The organism is Sphingobacterium sp. UBA6317, from assembly GCF_002440385.1.
Classification (GTDB): Bacteria; Bacteroidota; Bacteroidia; order Sphingobacteriales; family Sphingobacteriaceae; genus Sphingobacterium; species Sphingobacterium multivorum.
In genome coordinates this window covers 23,843-43,085 of the sequence record NZ_DJTD01000053.1, presented here as the reverse complement: position 1 = coordinate 43,085, position 19,243 = coordinate 23,843, and the positions used below count along the sequence as shown (strand labels likewise).

The window sequence follows — 19,243 nt, the reverse complement described above, 5'->3', positions numbered from 1 at the left end:
AACGTTTAGGACGCAAGTGATTTGGGAGATTCAAATTGACAAAATTAGCTAACTTAAAATGTCAACCACCTATTCAAAGGAAAATTTGAAACAGTAAATCGAAGACAGAATCAAAAAAAGAGAATTAATACCATGTTAACATACAATCCAGCCATGTATTCATCAATCATATTCTATTCCTTCACAGGATAGAGGTCTTAGCGGGTTCTATGTAAAAATGGTATCATGACTTACTTGCACAAATTGCTTGGGTAAGTGGTTTTTTATATTCAAAAAAATACGCAGATTCCAAAACATCATTAACGGCAGTGTGTCTAAAAACCTAAACCTAACTGCTGAGAATCGAATATACGCGAATTTTGTAAGATAGGTGCCCGTGTATGAAATTGTGATTTGAGGTTATTACACAGTTTGACGGTCAGCACCTCATGGCAAATGCGAATTGGTGGAGTGGTCTTTATTACATTTAGTCTGCTAAATTCCGAATATAAAATTTCAACATAAGGACCGTTGACATAGGATCACGGCTCTCACTATATTACCTGATAATATTTGCTTCCCTTATATCTTTTAGTGGTATGTACGAGTATCTACACAAGTAAGTATATATGCTTATGTAATCCTGTAGTGGCTATATTGCTTAGTTTATTCTTCACAAAAGATAAAATCACTTTAATTCTATGATAGGCCTTTTTATTATTTTAGAAAGCATCTTATTCATGAATATAAAAAATACGGAACAGCTTTAAATTAGAATTAGAAAGAAAGCTATTCCAATTTAGTCGATAAAAGGAAATTTCGTCATGTATTAGGGAAATATGGACTATTAACCGCGCTGTTTTATAAATATCTTTGTTTTATCAAATAAAAAAATAAAAAAATGGAAAAATCAAGCAACATAAAAACGCCAAGTATCGGGCTATTAATCATGGTTCTAGGTACAGCAGTTGTTCTACTCTGGATCGGTGCTTTTAAGTTTACATTAACGGAAGCTAAAGGAATTAAATCTCTCGTAGAAAATCATCCTTTAATGGGATGGAGTTATGAAATATGGTCAATTAGAACCGTTTCAAATATAATCGGCATAATTGAAATTATCACGGGATTAATGCTGTTGATAGGAATAAAAATAAAAAATAGCCTAAAATGGGCTGGATTGCTAATGATTTTGACTTTTGGATTTACAATTAGTTTTTTATTTACTACTCCTGGAGTATGGAAGACAGTAGATGGAGTACCTGTTACGGACTTTTTTATTTTGAAAGATTTAGTCTTTTTGGGATTTGGTGTGGCCTTATGGAAAGATAGTATTAAATGAAGCCTCGGTAGCTGAAGAATCAATCGAATCAACGATAAAATTGTATTGTGAATAAATAATTAATGAAAACAAGATTAGAAATAATGGGAGGCGTTAGTATGAGGTTACTTTTAAGTAGCCTTGTATTGATTTTGTTGAGCTTCAATCGTATGGATATACGATTGAAGCTCAACAGGCTTCCCATATGGAAATCTCTTATTGCAATCCTTTAAAAAGTGATTGTAAATCACATCAATCCGGTAAGACAAAAAATAATAAATGTAAAAGGGAATGTTCAAGTAAATGTTGCGGGAAAGCATGTAATAATGGCTCTATTGTAGTCGCAGTAATTGAAAAATCTACGAAAAGAATATAATGTTGATCATTGTAAACGTCGAAATTACCGACAAACCCCTACTCATACCATGCTCACTTATCGAAAGTAGCATAAAGGATTATGTCGCTAATTTGAAATTGCCTTTGAATAAATAGAAAACCTCAATTACATAAGAAAATGAAACAATTTTTTACACTGATTATCTTTTTTGGTACATTTTGTACAGCAATGGCTCAATCAACAGACAGTCTACAGGTACAGTTAGCAAGAAAATGGACTAATAGTAAATCTTATGCACTAAAGCTTGCTGCCTTAATGCCAGAAAAGGATTATGAATTTAGAGCTACGGATGAGGAAATGACTTTTACGGAGCAGTTGCTTCATATTGCCGACAATATGAATTGGTTATCGTCCACTTACCTTTTTACTAATGCCCCTGTTAAAAGAGATCCTGCAATAAAGCTCTCAAAGGCTGAAGTATTAAAAGTATTAGCGGAGGCCTACGATCGTGGATTGCAGGGCCACAATAGAACAAGCAAAATGCAATTGGAAGAGCATGTGAAGTTTTTTGCCGGACCAATGACCAGGAGTCAGATTTTAATTTTGATGCATGACCACCAAACTCACCATCTCGGACAGCTTATCGTTTACTTGCGTCTTAAAGGCATTAAGCCACCGAATTACGTGGGTTGGTAAAACAAAAAATGTTTTTCAGTCAAAGAACTAACAATGGCTAAGTTTTAAAATCAATTGAAAAAAAATGAAGAACAGAAGAACCTTTTTACAGACCGTAGCACCAATAGGACTATTAAGTTTGGTGAATATTGAAGGCTTTGCAAATAAGCCTGAGCTTTCAACCAATAAGCATGAAGTTGCAACAGATAAGCCGAAAGTTATTTTCTTCGATGTAAATGAAACCTTACTGGATTTAGAGCCCCTGAAGAAATCTGTTGTTGCAAAACTTGGAGGTAACAAGGAACTTGGTACATTATGGTTTACAACAATGCTTCAATACTCACTAGTGGTTACCGTAAGCGACCAATACATGGATTTTGGCAGCATTGGAGCCGCAACATTAAGAATGGTTGCAAAGAACAATAAGATTGATCTAAGCGAGGATGAAGCGAAAGCAGCAGTGAAGCCAATTTTGTCTTTAAAGCCACATCCTGAAGTCACGGAGGCTTTAGCGCTGTTGAAAAAAGCCGGATATGTTCTAGTCTCATTTAGCAATTCTTCGAATAAGGCAGTCAAGTCGCAACTAGAATTTGCCGGAATTGACTCTTTCTTTGATCAAATTTTAAGTGTAGAGGATTATGGAAAATTTAAGCCGCATATCGAAGTGTATAAGTGGGCTGCAAGAAAAATGAATGTAAAAAATGTTGATTGTATGCTAGTAGCTGCTCATGGATGGGATGTTGGTGGAGCAAAGTGGGCTGGTTGGCAAACCGCGTTTGTATCTAGGCCCGGTCAACAGCTATTTCCTCTTGCGATCAGGCCAGATATCGTTAAGGATGATCTATTGAAAGTCGCCAATGAAATTTTAGCATTGAAATAATAATAGAAAAGTATTGTTTACGGTAGTTTTCTCTTTAGATCATCAATAATTACAAAAAGTAATAATGCTATAAACAGTTGACCTTCCCCCGCTAAACTGCTACGATTTAAAGTAGAGTAAAATGGCAATATATTGTTTAAGAAAGCCGGCAATTTACTGTCAAAATTCACACCTAAGATGGCGCACAGTACTACAATACAATGTAGAAATAACTACTTCTTAATAAGGAAAGTGAAGGGAGAATAAACTGCCCGATGCATCTGGGAAATATCAAATAAAGTTGTTTAAAAGAGAACTTTAGGGAAAATCAAAAAAACAAATTTGAAATTATTGGAAGGGAATACTCGTGCGTTTTAAGAAACATACATAAGCAGGTCTTACATACAGATAAACTATTTCACCCACAATTTCTTTTTCGGTGATGGCTAACGTGTAAGTACTCTAATATAGCTAGTCAATTTGTACATCGTCAATATTTATTAAAACATATCCGGAAGTGAAATTTTCCATATCGGGAAGTATAGACAACTTAAAGGGAAGTACGGACATTTGTGAAAGCTTTCCCTCGGCTTACCTTTGTACTATACAAACGAATAAATTTATAACATAACAATTTAATAAAAATGGAAAATACATTCAACGTCCTAAAAAGAGAAGAGGTTTCAGCAAAAAATCAACAGATATTCGATGGTCTGAAAAAAGCATTCGGTGCTGTGCCTAATTTGTACTCTACGTTAGCTTATTCCGAAAATGCGCTAGAAGCTCATATTAATCTTGAAAATAGCAAAACTTCGTTAACAAAAAAAGAAATTGAGGCGGTAACGCTCGTAGTTAGTGAGGTGAATAGTTGTTTATATTGCTTAAGTGCACATACTATGGTAGCCAAGATGAATGGTTTCACAGAAGAACAGACGCTTGAAATCAGAGGTGGAAGTGCAGGGTTTGATAAAAAATTGAATGCTTTGGTAAAACTCGCCAAACAGCTTTCAGAAAAAAGAAATGCAGGTGATGGAACATTGGTAGCAGCCTTTTTTGATGCCGGTTATTCGAAAGAGAACCTTATTGATATGATCGTGCACATAGGCGACAGAACTATCAGTAACATATTACATGCTGTAACCCAAGTGCCTAATGAATTTCCATTAGCAAAATCTATTAGCTAGTAATAACTACTATTCAGTTAACGTCAAAATAACTTTAAATCTATAGACTATGATGCCAAGAACACAAGCTCTAAAGCCGGAACAGGTGCCGGCTGACTCTAAACCAACTCTTGATACGTTCACCAAGATGCTCGGGTTCACGCCAAATATGCTTGCGACATTTGCGCAGAGTCCAATTGCGTTTAATGCATGGGCTACTTTCCGCAGTTCCCTGAACAAGGTGCTTGACGTGAAGACGCGAGAAATCATCAGCCTCGCCGTCTCTGAGGTGAATGGCTGCAACTACTGCCTGGCGGTTCACAGCTATGCGGCCAGTATGGCTAAGTTGCCGGCCGATGAAATTATTCTCGCTCGAAAAGGCCATGCTATCGATCCGAAGAAGGACGCCGCCGTCCAGTTTGCGCGCAAAATCATCGAGACCCGCGGTCAGGTCGGTGAGTCTGATCTGGAAACTGTTCGTCAAGCTGGATATACAGATGCGAATGTCATGGAGATTGTCGCTCTGGTGGCTATGTATTCACTGACGAACTTTTTCAATAACGTGTTCGATCCGGAGAAGGACTATCCCGCTGTTCCGCTGGCTGGTTCGATCTAACTTTTATGTGGTTGGATAAATAATCTTCTAAGAGACATGAACATGCTAAAAACAAGATTGCAAGATTATAAGCGACAGTAATATAAGTTAAAAACAAGAAAGGACATCGGAAAAGCAGAACCTAAATTATACAGAGCGAGGGGGACTTCGGACAAATATTTACCAACTTTAGATCAGGAACCAAACCCCCAAGGAACTTATCCGGACTTGGATTTCACCAATCAACGTTTGCGGTTACTATATAATCAGTCATACCCAAGCGGCGTTGGAATTAGGGTAAACTCCGTAGCGCCTGTTTGTCCTGGCCGCATGGTGGGAAACAACTTTTTTACAGAAACAGAACAAGCTGTACTTAAACTGGCAGAAGAAATTGCTTAACTTGATATAGCTGGGGTTTCTGATGAAACTTACGATCGAGCACTAGCGCTGCTTGGTGAACAGAAATTAGCTCAAGTAATTTTTGTTACAGTTACCATCGGTAGCTGGAACTGAATCGCTATTGCCATGCATATGGTAACCGGAGAATAGCCCAATAGTGCAATTGATGTTATTTTTTTATATGTATTATATGAAAGAAAATGAAATCTGAACGGGAATGATCAAAGAATATAACGAAAATGCAACATTGGCGCGGTTTGTTATGCACAGCGATAATCAACTGTTTTCAGGATTAGGACTTAGCAATTCAAGTCCTAATCCCGTAAATACTTTTGTTTACAATAAGGGTGAATCGCAAGAAGTACTCATCGATGCGATAGCCTACACAATGCCACCACGGAGCATTCTTCCGCTCGTTTCCAATCAGCATTTCACCTTTCAGCATCCTGAGACCCTAACTGCCTGGCAATTTAACCGTGAATTTTACTGTATCATCGATCACGATGCTGAAGTTGGATGCGTCGGTTTTCTCTTCTACGGAATCCAGCATCCAATGTTTATCACACTAAATGCCGATGAAGCAGAAGAATTGTCCGACCTTGAAAAAGTGTTTTCTACTGAACTGATGGTGAGGGATAATTTTCAGGGAGAAATGCTTCGTACCTTATTAAAAAGGGTAATTATAAAAACTACACGAATAGCAAAGCTTCAAAGTGAAAGCTATTCAAAATTCCCTGATGAAAAAATGGATATTGTGAGAAAATTTGCATTGCTTCTCGAAAAAAATTTCAAAGAACAACATCAGGTTAATTTTTATGCAGGTGCCCTCCATAAATCTCCTAAGACATTGAGCAATGTTTTTGCACGATTAAAACAACCGGCACCTTCGGTACTCATTCGTGAAAAGCTTCTGTTGGAAGCCAAACGTTATTTACATTATACCGAAAAATCAGCTAAAGAAATAGCATACGAACTTGGGTTTGAAAATCCGGCACATTTCAGCAAGTTTTTTAAGCTCTATACGGGAACAAATATTTCGAAGTTCAGAAGTATCTGATAGAAACATTTTAATATAATAGAGATGTCAACGATAGATAACAACATGTACCTTCTTAATGCAATGAGTGAGCAGAATAGTAAGTATTTAACTTATTTCAATAGAAAGTTGGGGCGTAAACCAAATTTGTTTTTGACGGTGATGTATTCTAACGATGCGTTATCTGCCTACTACCGTTTCATACGAGAAAGACCTCTCTGTCAAAAAAGGAGTTAGAGGCAATAGCATTGACAGTATCACAACAGAATAAGGCAATGTACTGTCTGAGCATGCACACCATGATAGCAAAATTGAAGGGTTTCAGTGAAGAGGAAATTCTTGAAATACGAAAAGGTTCTGTTTCGTTTGACAGTAAACTTAATGTGTTAGTGGAAACTATCAAAGGCTATAGCCGAACATCCAAGTTATTTTGACATCAGTTAGATAAAGAATACTGAATTCAAAAGGATTTTTCAAAGGGAACCAAATACTTCTAAGATCGTGCAAATTTAAAAATTATGATACACAAAAAACAAACCGTACGACTCTTCGTAAAGGATATTATGGGTGATATCGTTAAAGACAACCAGGAAAATTACTTTTAACTGGCGAGCAGGACAACTGGTTCTCGATGAACCAGCATTTAATGATGGTAGTGATATTGGTTCCGATCCGTTTACAACGGTTTTATCTGGTATTGTAGCTGTACATTGACCAATTTACGGATGTATATCAAAAGGAAGGGATGAGATGTTACCGACTACCTGCAAAGCAAATGGATGGAATTTGATGATTTTAATGTGGAAACAAAAATTGAAGCCGAAGCTAAAGTACGGGGTCTGTACGAAGGTAAATTAAAGTTCCCTACCATAATAGTGGGCAACGATTATATTAAGAATCCAACGATATCACAACTCGAAGAATTTTTAGAATGCGCAGCATCTCCGAATAATCTTTAGGAGTTCAATTCATTATTTTAATATAAAAGACGCTAGCTCAGATAATAATTTGTTAATAAGAAATATGAAAAAAATAGGTTTTGGTGGAGGCTGTCATTGGTGTACAGAAGCCATATTTCAGGCTTTAAATGGCGTTGAGTCTGTGGAGCAGGGCTGGATCTCCTCATTGAACCCCTATGATACATTTTCAGAAGCCGTTATTGTCCATTTTAATGAAGGCATCACACTGGATGTGTTAATTGAAGTGCATCTGCTGACGCATAGTAGCGCAAGCGCACACAGTATGCGTTACAAGTATCGTTCGGCAGTGTATTATATTGATCCCAATGATAAAGACACTATCGAAATAATAATCAATAAACTGTCAAAGGAAAATGACACCAAATATATTACACAGACACTGCCCTTGGCAGACTTCAGATTGAATTCGGAGCGTTTCCTCAATTATTATAAAAAAGACAAACAGAAACCTTTCTGCCAAACCAATATAAATCCTAAACTAGCTGCAATACGCAAAACATTCGGTCATCATATTCGAAATGATTTTTAAGATGGGAAGAATTGCCAAAATATCGGGTGATAACGGTAAGAGAAAGGGTATTGCCGTATATTAACTTTGTGGAGTTAGATAACAATTAAAGTTTTTAGTTATGAGAAAAATAGAAAGTAAACAGGAATTTGAAGAAACAATTCAAAAAGAAGCAAGCGTAGTTGTAGATTTTTACGCCGACTGGTGTGGTCCTTGCCAGGCGCTATTACCCACATTGGATGACCTGTCCAAAGACTTTGAGGGGAAGGTCAAAATAGTTAAAGTTAATGTTGATAATCAACAGGAACTTGCCCAGCGTTTTGGTGTGCGTAGCATCCCCACATTGATCTTTTTCAAGAACCAAAAAGCTGTGGAGACCATAGTAGGTCTTCGAACCAAGGACGAACTTCAAAAGAAGATATCCGCGTTGGAAATAGGAAATAAATAGTAACATTCAAAATAAATAGTTATGTTAAACTGGAATGATATCATCAAGTTCGTAAACAAAGGTAATCCTGTTCCGACTCGCAGGGTGGAAAAAACAGACGAGGAATGGAAAGAACTGTTAAGCCCCGATTCGTATTTTGTTACCAGGGGGAAGGGTACTGAGCGAGCACATAGTTCGGATATGTGCGGCTTATTTGAACCGGGTAAATATGAATGTATCAGTTGTGGAACACCTTTGTTTGATGCAACTGAAAAATTTAACAGCACTTCTGGCTGGCCTTCTTTCACTCAGCCCATAGCTGTTGAAAATATTGCCTACCATAAGGATGGTGGTTATGGTATGATAAGAGTGGAAACGACCTGCAATGTCTGTGATGCGCATTTGGGCCATGTTTTTCCGGATGGTCCTGCACCAAGTGGTCTTAGATACTGTATCAATGCCGTGGCGCTTAAGAAAGTAGAGGGCTGAGATCTCTCAAGCATTTCAGATCAAAAATTTTAAAGAACTTAAATAAAATAAAAGCTATAAGTAATGGAAAATTTGAAAAAAGCATATTTGGCGGGTGGATGTTTCTGGGGCATGGAAGATCTTTTCAGAGCACGTCCTGGCGTAATTAATACCGAAGTCGGGTACTTAGGGGGACAGAACGATAATCCCACCTACGAGTATCATCCCGGCCATGCAGAGGGTGTTGAAATTACCTATGATCCAAGCAAGACAACTTATAGGGAGTTATTGGATTATTTTTTCAGGGTACATGATCCCAGCACGGTAGATAGGCAGGGCAATGACAGGGGCAAAAGTTACCGCTCGGCACTATTCATTCAGAACGATGAAGAAGGAAATGATGCCGTGGAAATGATCAAATTAGTTGATGATTCGCAACGCTGGCCTGGAAAGGTAGTAACGACATTGGAGCCGTTCACAAAATTTTGGCCTGCCGAAGACTACCATCAAGATTATCTGGTCAAAAATCCGAATGGCTACACCTGCCACTTTGAGCGCTTTGGAACTTTTTTGTAAAGCAATGAACAAAGTAACGGCAGAAATTTACCAGCTGCATCCCGATCGGTATATATTGGTCTCTGGACAGGAGGAAGGCGCACCTACATGCCCTTATGAAAATGTCCAACAATGGGTTGGCTATGATACCTTAACCAAAGAATATATTCGGTTTACAAAGTCGGTATACAAAAAGCTTGTTGAAGAAATGGAAAATAAAAAAATAAAGATATGAATATAGTAGTTTTCTTATCGACCGCACTCGGCTTCTTCGCCATGACAGGTTGTAGCAACAGTATGAGTAACAAAGCCGAGCATAATAAGGGCTTGGAAGAAAAAGCAAGCGTTACTGAAATGACAGGCAATAGCGATAGCACGGACGTTATCTATTTTGCCGGAGGATGTTTCTGGGGAACAGAGCATTTTTTTAAACAGGTAGATGGTGTTATCGCTACCGAAGTAGGCTTTGCCAATGGCCGTACCGACAATCCGACATATGAGGATGTAGTACAGAAAAATACGGGCTACGCTGAAACCGTAAAGGTTACATACGATGCTGAAAAATTGGATTTGAATCTGTTACTTGATTTGTATTTCCTTGCTATTGATCCTACGAGCGTAAATAAACAGGGTAATGATATCGGTGATCAGTACCGTACGGGCATTTATTACACCTCAGGCCAGCAGTTACCACTTATAAACCAACGGATAAATAAAGAGGCGGCAAAACATATCAGAGCTATAGCAGTTGAAGTAACCCCCATAAAGAAATATTATAAAGCCGAGGATTACCATCAAGACTACCTGGATAAGAATCCGGGAGGATACTGCCATATTAATCCGGCACTTTTTAAAGTGGCGAAGGAAGCTAATAAGGCAACCAATAAATGATAATATCATCAAAAAACTATAAAAAATCATGAAAAAAGTAGCAATCAACGGATTTGGTCGCATAGGAAGGGCAGCATTAAAACTGATTTTTGAAACCGATGACCTTGAAGTCGTCGCCATAAACGATTTGATGTCGGTAGAAAATGCAGCATATCTGCTTAAATACGACAGTAACTATGGTAAGTATGCTAAAGATGTTAAATTTGAAGGAGACAGCTTATTTGTGGGGGATAAAGAAATCAAGTATTCCAGTCTACGCAACATTTTAGAGTTACCATGGAAAGCACTCAATGTAGACGTTGTTATTGAAAGTACCGGCATATTTACCAACAGTGCCGATGCTGAAGGGCATATTCTGGCTGGTGCTAAAGCAGCTGTAATTTCAGGTCCTACAAAAGACACTCCAACAGTTGTTTATGGCGTAAACACTACAGATGATAAGACATTGGTCTTTTCTTGTGCAAGTTGTACGACCAATAACATCAGCCCTGTAATAGAAATTTTGGGAAGAAGGTTAGGTATAAAAAAAGCAATTCTTAATACCATACATGGATATACTGCTTCACAAAGCCTTGTCGATGCGCCTTCGAAAAAAGAGCCACGCATGGGTAGAGCGGCCGGCTTGAATCTGGCACCGGCTGCTACGGGAGCAGCCATAGCGACTACTAAAGTATTACCTCAGTACGCCGGAAAGTTCGACGGCGTTGCCATTAGAGTTCCCGTCCCTGTTGGCTCCATTTCGGATATTACTTTTATTGCTGAGAGACCTACCACGGTTGAGGAAATCAATCAGATTCTGTCAGAAGAAGCGACCACAGAACGGTATAAAAAAGTGATCGCTGTAACAAATGAACCCCTTGTATCAACTGATATCATAGGAAGTGCTTTCGCTTCTACCGTAGATTTAGAAATGACAAGGGTTGTTGATGGAGACCTAGTGAAAATAATGGCTTGGTATGACAATGAATGGGGATTTACCAATCAGATGATCAGACAGATTCAATCAATATGGCAACCTGAATAAACTGATTTAAGCGCACATGCTTACGTCGATTAACTGCATTCCCCTTCTGAAAAGGATAGGGGAATTTTGATATTTATTGTTATGGAAATTTTGAACAACCAAATCCAACCCTGGCATTTGGAAAGTATCGGACAGAAAGATCTTCCACATTACGATAGCTTCAAAGGAAAACCCTTATTGATCTTGTTTTTCTATTTAGGCTGTCCGGGATGTGTAGGAAGAGCTATCCCATTTGCCAATAAAATGGCGTATGAACACGGGGACAAGATGAACGTATTAGGGATTCATAGCAATTTTGAAGGTCCCGAATATACCAATGATGAAATTATTGAAAATTTAAAGTCATTGCATGTTAGGTTTCCGGTTTTTAGGGATGCCGGTATGGCCACCACTTTTCACGATTACCAAGCCGGGGGGACACCTCACTGGGTTTTGGTAGATAAAAACGGTAAGGTAGTCCGTTCCATATTTGGTTCGGATCCCAATCGAGCATTATTATGGTTAGATTACGCAATTATTGAAGAGTTGGAAAAGTGAATTAGAATTTACCTTCAAAACATTGCAACTTTTGAATATTCAATATGACTATATATAAAGATCATCCACTGAAAATATATAACTCACTTTCGAACGAAAAAGAAATATTCACACCGATTCAAGATGGTCACGTTGGGATGTATATCTGCGGTCCGACGGTGTACAGTAATGTACATCTTGGTAATGTAAGGACATTCCTCTCGTTCGATATCATCTATCGCTATCTTCTGCATTTAGGCTATAAAGTCCGTTATGTGCGTAATATCACTGATGTAGGACACCTGGTTGATGATGCAGATAGCGGTGAAGATAAAATTGCAAAAAGAGCGCGTTTGGAACAACTTGAACCAATGGAAATTGTTCAACGCTATACCGTTGATTTCCATGATATCCTCCAAAAATTCAACCTTTTGCCGCCAAGCATTGAACCAACGGCGACCGGTCACATGATTGAGCAAATCAATGTCATACAGAACATCATAGATAAGGGCTATGCCTACGAATCGAATGGATCGGTATATTTCGACGTGGCAAAGTATAGTGAGGATTACGATTATGGTGTGCTCAGCCATCGGGACCTGATACACACGCTTGATAACTCCAGACCACTTGACGGCCAGTCTGACAAACGGAATGAACAGGATTTTGCGCTATGGAAGCGTGCTGATCCACACCATATAATGCGCTGGCCTTCGCCGTGGAGCGATGGTTTTCCGGGATGGCATACGGAGTGTACCACAATGAGCACAAAATACCTTGGGCAAAGATTTGACATCCACGGTGGAGGTATGGATCTGAAATTTCCACATCATGAATGTGAAATAGCTCAGGGAGAAGCCTCCACGGGCCATGCACCGGTTAACTACTGGCTGCATGCCAATATGTTAACGCTGAATGGAAAGAAAATGTCCAAATCTAGTGGAAATAATATTCTGCCAGATGAGATTTTGGCTGGCGACAATCCTGTTCTTAGCAAAGCGTTTTCAGCTTCGGTGACGCGTTTTTTTATGTTACAAACGCATTATCGAAGTATTATGGATTTTTCGAATGAGGCGATCCTGGCTGCTGAAAAAGGATACGACCGCCTGATGAAAGCGATAAATAGCTTATCGAAGCTTGAGCCTGGAAATAGATCGACACTCGACATCGCTGGTTGGGAAGCCAAATGTTATGAGGCGTTGGATGACGATTTTAATACGCCGATACTTATCTCACACCTTTTTGAAGGCGTTACGTATATTAATCAACTGAAAGACAAGACTGCCATACTTTCAGCAACCGATCTGGAACATTTCAATAAAGGTATTTCAACCTTTGTTTTTGACGTACTAGGATTGGAAATGAGATCGGGTGTGTATGACAGCTACGCTGAAAAACTCGACGGGACAATCAAATTACTAATTGAAATTAGGAATAAGGTGCGAGCAGATAGAAACTTTACTTTGTCAGATCAGATACGCAACCGACTCGCTGAGTTAGCTATCAAATTGAATGATTCAAAGGAAGAAACAACTTTTAACTATTGATCTGATTTAAAGATTCGCTTTAAATTAAATTGTGTTTTGAGATTATATGTATTTTTGATAATAATATAGAAGTACTTTAAATTGAATATTAATATGATCTATCAAGGAAAGCAGAACGAATACTTTGAGTTGGAGTATGTAGATTGTGACAATTTCAGAAGCTTTAGGCCGATTGTATCTGGGGCTCTGCAGCTACTGTGGTTTCAATCTGACGGAAACAAATTGATCATCGATGGCATTCACCAAACTTTTAATAACAACCAGATTGTTAGTCTCTCTCAATACCATCATGTGCAATATGAGCAGATTAACGCTATGAAAATGCTTCGGTTCAATTCAGAATTCTATTGCATAATTAACCATGATAGCGAAGTCGGCTGTAAAGGTGTATTGTATTATACACCTGCAAAAATACCGGTTGTTTCGGTTCAGGAGCCGCAATTTGCGATAATGAATGATGCCTGGAACCTAACCGATATGGAATTAGAAATGAAAGACGAATTGCAGCTTGAAATGCTGCAAATTGTCCTCAAGCGCATCCTGATACTGTGCACAAGAATATACAAAATGCAAGGTACCTTGTCTTTCATCGACGATAGTCAGCATAATTTAATAAGGGAATTCAATTTTCTGGTTGAACAAAACTTTAAGGAGCAGCATAGCGTCTCTTACTATGCAGGTTTATTACACAAATCACCAAAGACCATTACCAATACCTTTAAGAAGATTGATGAAAAATCACCACTTCAGCTTATCCATGACCGTATTCTGTTAGAGGCTAAAAACTTGCTGCATTATACAAAACGGGATATTTCTGAAATAGCGTACGAACTCGGATTTGAAAACGTGCAGGTATTCAGCCGATTTTTCAAGAGACTCTCAGGTATTTCTCCTACCGAATTTCGACTCAAATAAAAGAAGAGAATTTAGGCGGATTAGGCTTAAAAACATAGCAATTAAAAACGTAGACCTCTTTAAGGGCAGATCTTGAACAGTAGGGTAAATCGATCTTAATAGGTTTCGATTTAATTATTGTGCGACCTGATTGACTGAGTTTTGAATGTCTTGAAAAAAACTCTAACTCAGTAAGGCTGTCATTATGGATATAAAACAGCACCATAGCTTTATGCTCAGTGTTCCTGGTACATGGATAGGTCAAACTACCAGCCTTTGCTTAAGCCATATATCTAAAGCATTCTGTATCTCTCTGTTTGGGTACATATTCTATATACACCTTGCCATGTCTTATACTAAAGCAGGGCTCATACTATTGGGATTACGGTAATGCGCAATTGTAGGAGCACACAAATGAGCAACCTCCGCAATAACTTTGTAAGTCGAAATAAAGGGTAAAGAGCCAATGTACTCTACCCTTTATTTTTTATATTTGCAATATTGATTTACAAGGTAATCAAATGAAAAAGAATGTAATAAGCACCATTACTAAATCGTTACCGATAGAGTTTTCCTCTCTTGTAAACTACTCTTTATTAGTCACTTTGTGCTATATTAATCTTTTTATTAAAAAAGATCGATGTTTTGTACGAAACTATTGATGTAATGTCAGATTAAATCAATTATCCGTTAAATGTTTGTGTAGCACTGGTGAGTTTTTATTGTATTTGCTAAATTTATCATGACATGGTTATATATGCAGATATTGATGGATGCTAATAAGAGTAAAGAAAAAGATAGTTCTGGTTTTTTTTCGGTACTGACGTATAATGTAGCGGGGTTGCCTGGGATTATTTCCTCTGCGATTACAGGAAGAAGCAGAAGTATTGCTGAAATTGGAAAGAAGATCAATCCTTTTGACATTGTTAATGTACAGGAGGATTTCAATTATAATAGAAGTCTATATTGGGGCGGTAATTCACATCCATATCGCACAAGAACCAAGGGACGTGTTCCCTTTGGTGATGGTCTCAATACCCTGTCTCATTTTCCGATGACCGATGTTGTCCGTGTGCCCTGGAAAAAACGTACAGGAGCCGATTTTCTGACACCCAAGGGCTTCACCTTAGTTCAGATAGAAATCGTTCCTGAAGTCTGGTTGGATGTTTATAATGTTCATGCAAATGCACAAAATAGCAGGAAAGCTTCAAGTGCACGCCGGGATAATCTCAATCAGCTACGTGATTATATTGGAGAGCATTCGAGTGGTAAGCCACTTATTGTAATGGGTGATTTTAATGCACATTATAGTTTTTGTGATGATAACCTGCATGATTTTATGGATTCCACAGCATTGGTTGATAGCTGGGTTGAGCTCGAAAATGGAGGCTTAGTGCCTGAGGTGCGACATGAGTTTAAGCCGCCACATATGTTGTCTATCAGCAATCAGAGCGAATCTATCGATAAGATCCTCTATCGGAGCAGTAGTCACCTCAGTCTTGCTGCCCGGGATTATAAAATAGAAAATAATCTATTCACCAATGTCAAAGGATTGCCCTTATCGGATCATTATGCCTTGGCACTGAATTTTAACTGGGCGATTCATCCTTAAGCAGCTTATCCTTAATAGGTGTAGTTTAAACTGAAAGTTGGAACTACACGTTGTGTTGTCGTGTTGTCATTGATATAGGTACCCTTAACGATGAATTCGAAATCTGGAAGTGGGAATCTGAAAGCATTGAAATCAAGCGACAGATAGGCTCCAAAGCTTTTTGGTGAGATCTCCCTGTGTTTGTGTATATTTTGATAATCGGCAAATATTCCTCCTTTTACACGTTTAATATAGGCTAAAGATCCTAATCCAAGGTCGGGATAAGCTATAGGGAAACGATAGTTGACCAACACCGTGTTTTTTATTTTTTCATATTTGTAGTAGCTAAATCCACTCACAAGAGGGATATCGTTGATGTATTGATAAATTCCTGATCCTGTTTGGGCGCTCAATCTAATTTGAAAACCGTGATTGCTCATAAATCCAGGTAGATAGAATACTGTTCTTGCTGATAAAATTTCACCTTTTGCATTGTTTTCAAAAGGCGTATGTCGGTAGGTGACACTAAAATTTTGTCCCCATCTTGGGTAGAGGTCCATATTGGCCATTCGAGCATTTCGATTGAGGTAAAGCTGATAGGTCAAGGGAAATGCAGTCTCATAATTAAAGTTCTTGACGTCTGTGCGGCTAAGGTCATAGCGCCGTAGATAGGCTGTCGCCAGGTTGAATCCAGTGGAGTAGACGTAGTCTCTTTTGTAAAAGGAGAGCGGGATGGAGATCTGTGAAGATATATAATGCTCGCGCCAGTCGAAACGGATGCTACTGTCAGGTTTGTTAGGGATGCTTGCTGCTGCAATTTGCCCTCTGTTTTCATAGCGTAGCGAGAATTTTGGAAAGTACTTGTTGTAGGTAAGTTCTGCCGAGTATACTCCTTTTCGAATGTCGGTGTCATATTCATACCCCAGAGCAATTTGTGTGGTGTTTAAGATGTTGTTTGATAACCAGAAGACTCCTGGTTTAAAATTGTCGAAGCTTTCAAAATTGCTGCTACTTAGCGAAAGACTATGAAAATTGAACGTTCTGCCCAGTCCACGATAGGGTACAATTTGGTAGTGCTGACTAGTATCTACGGAGACTGCAGCGATATTTTTTACGCTGTCTCTGGTCAATGCGGTGGCGTAATAATGCGAAAAGTAATCCGTTTCTGGGTCGATATCAAATGCGGTATCGATAGATGTCTGGGCGATCTTGTAGCCGTTGTACTGGTAGTCGTTGAAGAATAATTGCCTTGTATCGTTATCGTAAAAAGGGTTGAACGCGCCAAATTGTGCCTTTGTCAAAAGCTGTTTCTTTCCAGATAGGAGGTCGATGCTGTAAATATTATCTATACCGTTGAAGTTAGCTTTTGTGATGATTTTCATACCCGAAAGGTATTGCGGTCTTTCATATTGCTGGTTGTCCCAAGGTGTTAGGTTGGTGATTTTGTCATTTTTCAGATCGATTTCACACAGTGCGGTTCCGGATTCGGATAATCGTATTGCTATTATTTTATCGTCTTTGGGGTTGAAAGCAGGGTGTTGCAGCTGTTCGGAATTGCCTATTTTTATCCGTTTGATGATGCTATTGTTTTTAAGGCTTATGAGCGTTAGATAGCTGTCGTTGGATAAATCTACCTCAACGCAGGCAATGGTTTCGTCTAATGGGCTTAAAATGGGTGAATAATATCTCGTCTGTTTGCTGAGCTGGCTAATTTTACCTGTTTTGAGATCCATGACATTGATAACGCTGTATGTTCTTTTGTTGAAACGCGGATCTTTATGGAGCTCGTCCCATACGATGTAATTGCTGTTTACGTCAAAATGTGGTGTTAACTGTATGCCAGTTTTAGCGAGCCTATTTTCTGTTTTTGTTGCCACATCATACGTGTAAATTGCGTTGGTCTTTTGTGGGTTCTGCTTAATGAAATAGATCAGACCGTTCTTGTGTTTTGGTAATAAATTGCTGTTGTAATAGCTGTCGTTTTTCTTGTCTATTTCTTTGTATTTCTGGTATTGATAGTCGCTTGTTTTCTTATTCCATATGGTCTCTAAATTTGCTATTGTTTTATTGTATAAGTAGGCACTATTTCCTCCAATTTTTTTCTTTAAAACACGATTGATATTATAGGGATATAATGGTTTTTTGTTCAGCTCCGAAAAGAGGTCGGCTTCATAATTCGAAGGTAATTCCGACTTTAAAGTGGAGGTCATCAGATAGCCGATTGTATAGTAACTCGGGACTATATCTTTATAGGACCCCAATAAATATTTATTAAAACTATAGCTGTGATTCGATTGAAAGTTCGCTTTGATGGGCATTTCAAAAGCGGGTAATCTTCCTCGCCCTCCCTCCGAATATATGGTTTCTGTAAGGGTTGCATCGCCTTCAAAATACCAGGAAGGAACGGTCAGTCCGTAGTAGGCAAGGGCTAATTGTTCAAAAAATGGCGCGCGTAGTTTTCCTGTCAATTTGTCAAATTGACTTACGTGTCTTGACTCGTGAAGGATCAAATTGGGTAGCCAGGTCTGGTTGTCGGGTTCTGCGCCTGCGGTGCTGTACAGTTCAGATTTACGTGGAGACAGCTGTACAAAACCATTCGTTTGTAGATTCGTGTTATGGATAATGAATGGAATTTTCCGCGGTGTTATTTTGTAATTTCTAGCAGTTGTACGCAGCGATCGGTTAACCTGGTCAGCTAGGGTAGGGGCCTTGCTCTTCATTTCCTCAGGGAAAATTAGTCGAAAATTCTTGGTTTCAATTTTATACCATTTTTGGCTTAAGGGCGCTTGGCTGTCTTCAAAAAATTGAGCAGAACTTTTTTGTGAATATATTATTAATGATAATAATGATAATATGTTGATAATTAGGTTTTTATGTTTCATTAATTTTTGTATATCGAGTGTTTGCTATTTTTTTTAGTTTTATTATTCCTATTTATATGAACTTTAACTTCTGTTTCAAATTTATTTATATTTGAATAATAGGCTTTTATGATTTTTATGATTTACTTCTTTTTACTATTTTTTTCTGTAAAACAACCTGATGATATTGGGCTGTTCTGAAAAAAAAGCACTATATTGAACAGGTTAAAGTATACGACGAATATACTTAAATAAATAGCGATTCTAAGACTGCGCCGAGAAAATTTGTCTGTTTTTTTTGTGGAAAAATCAGACGTCTATGGGGTGTTGCTTTGGGAGTGTGCTGGCGAGTTGGGTGTGGCCTGATTCATTTTATTGGATAAAAAAAATGGATCGGTAATTAGACGATAAATTTCATCGTCTTTCTTTTGTAGAGATCTGTTGAAGTTGTTGGCGAGAATGGTTTCCCTTAGTTTTTTACTAATGACAAAATGTCTTGTTTTTGAATTGGGCATTGAACGTTACGCGGGGTATTTATCCCAATTACTGCGACAGACTGCAGGTTTTTATTATTTATTTTTTTATGCAGAATTTACTTTAAAAAAGCGATTTTTGTAACA

Annotated in this window: 19 protein-coding genes; 18 read left to right on the top strand and 1 reads right to left on the bottom strand. The window is 38.3% G+C overall.

All coding sequences use genetic code 11. The features are described 5' to 3' along the window. The first annotated feature begins 880 nt into the window (after positions 1 to 880). From B3E92_RS18565 to B3E92_RS18485, 18 genes are all read left to right on the top strand, one after another. Positions 881 to 1,318 (top strand): DUF417 family protein, encoded by a 438-nt coding sequence (locus B3E92_RS18565; RefSeq protein WP_072996028.1) that lies wholly within the window; start codon positions 881 to 883, stop codon positions 1,316 to 1,318. A gap of 493 nt (positions 1,319 to 1,811) precedes the next feature. Next, positions 1,812 to 2,330, top strand: a complete 519-nt coding sequence (locus tag B3E92_RS18560; RefSeq protein ID WP_286897887.1) for a DinB family protein — start codon at positions 1,812 to 1,814, stop codon at positions 2,328 to 2,330. A 64-nt stretch (positions 2,331 to 2,394) separates the two neighbouring features. Further along, entirely contained in the window at positions 2,395 to 3,189 is a 795-nt protein-coding gene (locus tag B3E92_RS18555; protein WP_286897886.1) for a haloacid dehalogenase type II, read from the top strand. A gap of 623 nt (positions 3,190 to 3,812) precedes the next feature. Further along, positions 3,813 to 4,352, top strand: a complete 540-nt coding sequence (locus B3E92_RS18550) for a carboxymuconolactone decarboxylase family protein (RefSeq protein ID WP_286897885.1) — start codon at positions 3,813 to 3,815, stop codon at positions 4,350 to 4,352. A 49-nt stretch (positions 4,353 to 4,401) separates the two neighbouring features. Then, the gene (locus tag B3E92_RS18545) at positions 4,402 to 4,947 is read left to right on the top strand and encodes a carboxymuconolactone decarboxylase family protein (RefSeq protein ID WP_286897883.1); all 546 of its coding nucleotides are present in this window, start codon (positions 4,402 to 4,404) and stop codon (positions 4,945 to 4,947) included. Between the two features lie 595 nt (positions 4,948 to 5,542). Next, complete coding sequence (locus B3E92_RS18540; RefSeq protein WP_286897880.1) at positions 5,543 to 6,382, top strand: AraC family transcriptional regulator; 840 nt, start codon at positions 5,543 to 5,545, stop codon at positions 6,380 to 6,382. Between the two features lie 161 nt (positions 6,383 to 6,543). Beyond that, a complete protein-coding gene (locus B3E92_RS24385) occupies positions 6,544 to 6,795 on the top strand; it encodes a carboxymuconolactone decarboxylase family protein (RefSeq protein WP_376781272.1) in 252 nt (83 codons plus the stop codon). A gap of 589 nt (positions 6,796 to 7,384) precedes the next feature. Then, complete coding sequence (locus tag B3E92_RS18535) at positions 7,385 to 7,870, top strand: peptide-methionine (S)-S-oxide reductase (RefSeq protein WP_070562102.1); 486 nt, start codon at positions 7,385 to 7,387, stop codon at positions 7,868 to 7,870. Positions 7,871 to 7,970: 100 nt separating this feature from the next. Next, on the top strand, positions 7,971 to 8,297 hold the full coding sequence (gene trxA / locus B3E92_RS18530) for a thioredoxin (RefSeq protein WP_286897878.1): 327 nt from the start codon (positions 7,971 to 7,973) through the stop codon (positions 8,295 to 8,297). Between the two features lie 21 nt (positions 8,298 to 8,318). After that, positions 8,319 to 8,765, top strand: coding sequence for a peptide-methionine (R)-S-oxide reductase MsrB (msrB, locus tag B3E92_RS18525; RefSeq protein WP_070562098.1), 447 nt, complete (start codon positions 8,319 to 8,321; stop codon positions 8,763 to 8,765). A 63-nt stretch (positions 8,766 to 8,828) separates the two neighbouring features. Continuing rightward, a complete protein-coding gene (gene msrA, locus B3E92_RS18520; protein ID WP_070562096.1) occupies positions 8,829 to 9,320 on the top strand; it encodes a peptide-methionine (S)-S-oxide reductase MsrA in 492 nt (163 codons plus the stop codon). Between the two features lie 4 nt (positions 9,321 to 9,324). Beyond that, complete coding sequence (locus B3E92_RS18515) at positions 9,325 to 9,534, top strand: hypothetical protein (RefSeq protein WP_070562094.1); 210 nt, start codon at positions 9,325 to 9,327, stop codon at positions 9,532 to 9,534. After that, positions 9,531 to 10,190: a peptide-methionine (S)-S-oxide reductase MsrA gene (msrA, locus tag B3E92_RS18510; RefSeq protein WP_286897874.1), complete on the top strand. Its 660-nt coding sequence runs from the start codon at positions 9,531 to 9,533 to the stop codon at positions 10,188 to 10,190. The genes B3E92_RS18515 and msrA (B3E92_RS18510) overlap by 4 nt, the downstream gene beginning before the upstream one ends. Before the next feature lie 28 nt (positions 10,191 to 10,218). Further along, positions 10,219 to 11,214: a type I glyceraldehyde-3-phosphate dehydrogenase gene (locus B3E92_RS18505; RefSeq protein ID WP_070562090.1), complete on the top strand. Its 996-nt coding sequence runs from the start codon at positions 10,219 to 10,221 to the stop codon at positions 11,212 to 11,214. A gap of 81 nt (positions 11,215 to 11,295) precedes the next feature. Then, positions 11,296 to 11,751 (top strand): TlpA disulfide reductase family protein, encoded by a 456-nt coding sequence (locus B3E92_RS18500; RefSeq protein ID WP_070562088.1) that lies wholly within the window; start codon positions 11,296 to 11,298, stop codon positions 11,749 to 11,751. Between the two features lie 44 nt (positions 11,752 to 11,795). After that, positions 11,796 to 13,277, top strand: coding sequence for a cysteine--tRNA ligase (gene cysS, locus B3E92_RS18495; RefSeq protein WP_286897867.1), 1,482 nt, complete (start codon positions 11,796 to 11,798; stop codon positions 13,275 to 13,277). A 93-nt stretch (positions 13,278 to 13,370) separates the two neighbouring features. Continuing rightward, on the top strand, positions 13,371 to 14,192 hold the full coding sequence (locus B3E92_RS18490) for a helix-turn-helix domain-containing protein (protein ID WP_072996003.1): 822 nt from the start codon (positions 13,371 to 13,373) through the stop codon (positions 14,190 to 14,192). A 721-nt stretch (positions 14,193 to 14,913) separates the two neighbouring features. Then, positions 14,914 to 15,783 (top strand): endonuclease/exonuclease/phosphatase family protein, encoded by an 870-nt coding sequence (locus tag B3E92_RS18485; protein ID WP_083296135.1) that lies wholly within the window; start codon positions 14,914 to 14,916, stop codon positions 15,781 to 15,783. A gap of 11 nt (positions 15,784 to 15,794) precedes the next feature. Here the strand turns inward: B3E92_RS18485 and B3E92_RS18480 are convergent, their stop codons facing one another. Beyond that, complete coding sequence (locus tag B3E92_RS18480) at positions 15,795 to 18,482, bottom strand: hypothetical protein (RefSeq protein WP_286897863.1); 2,688 nt, start codon at positions 18,480 to 18,482, stop codon at positions 15,795 to 15,797. Positions 18,483 to 19,243: the final 761 nt, after the last annotated feature.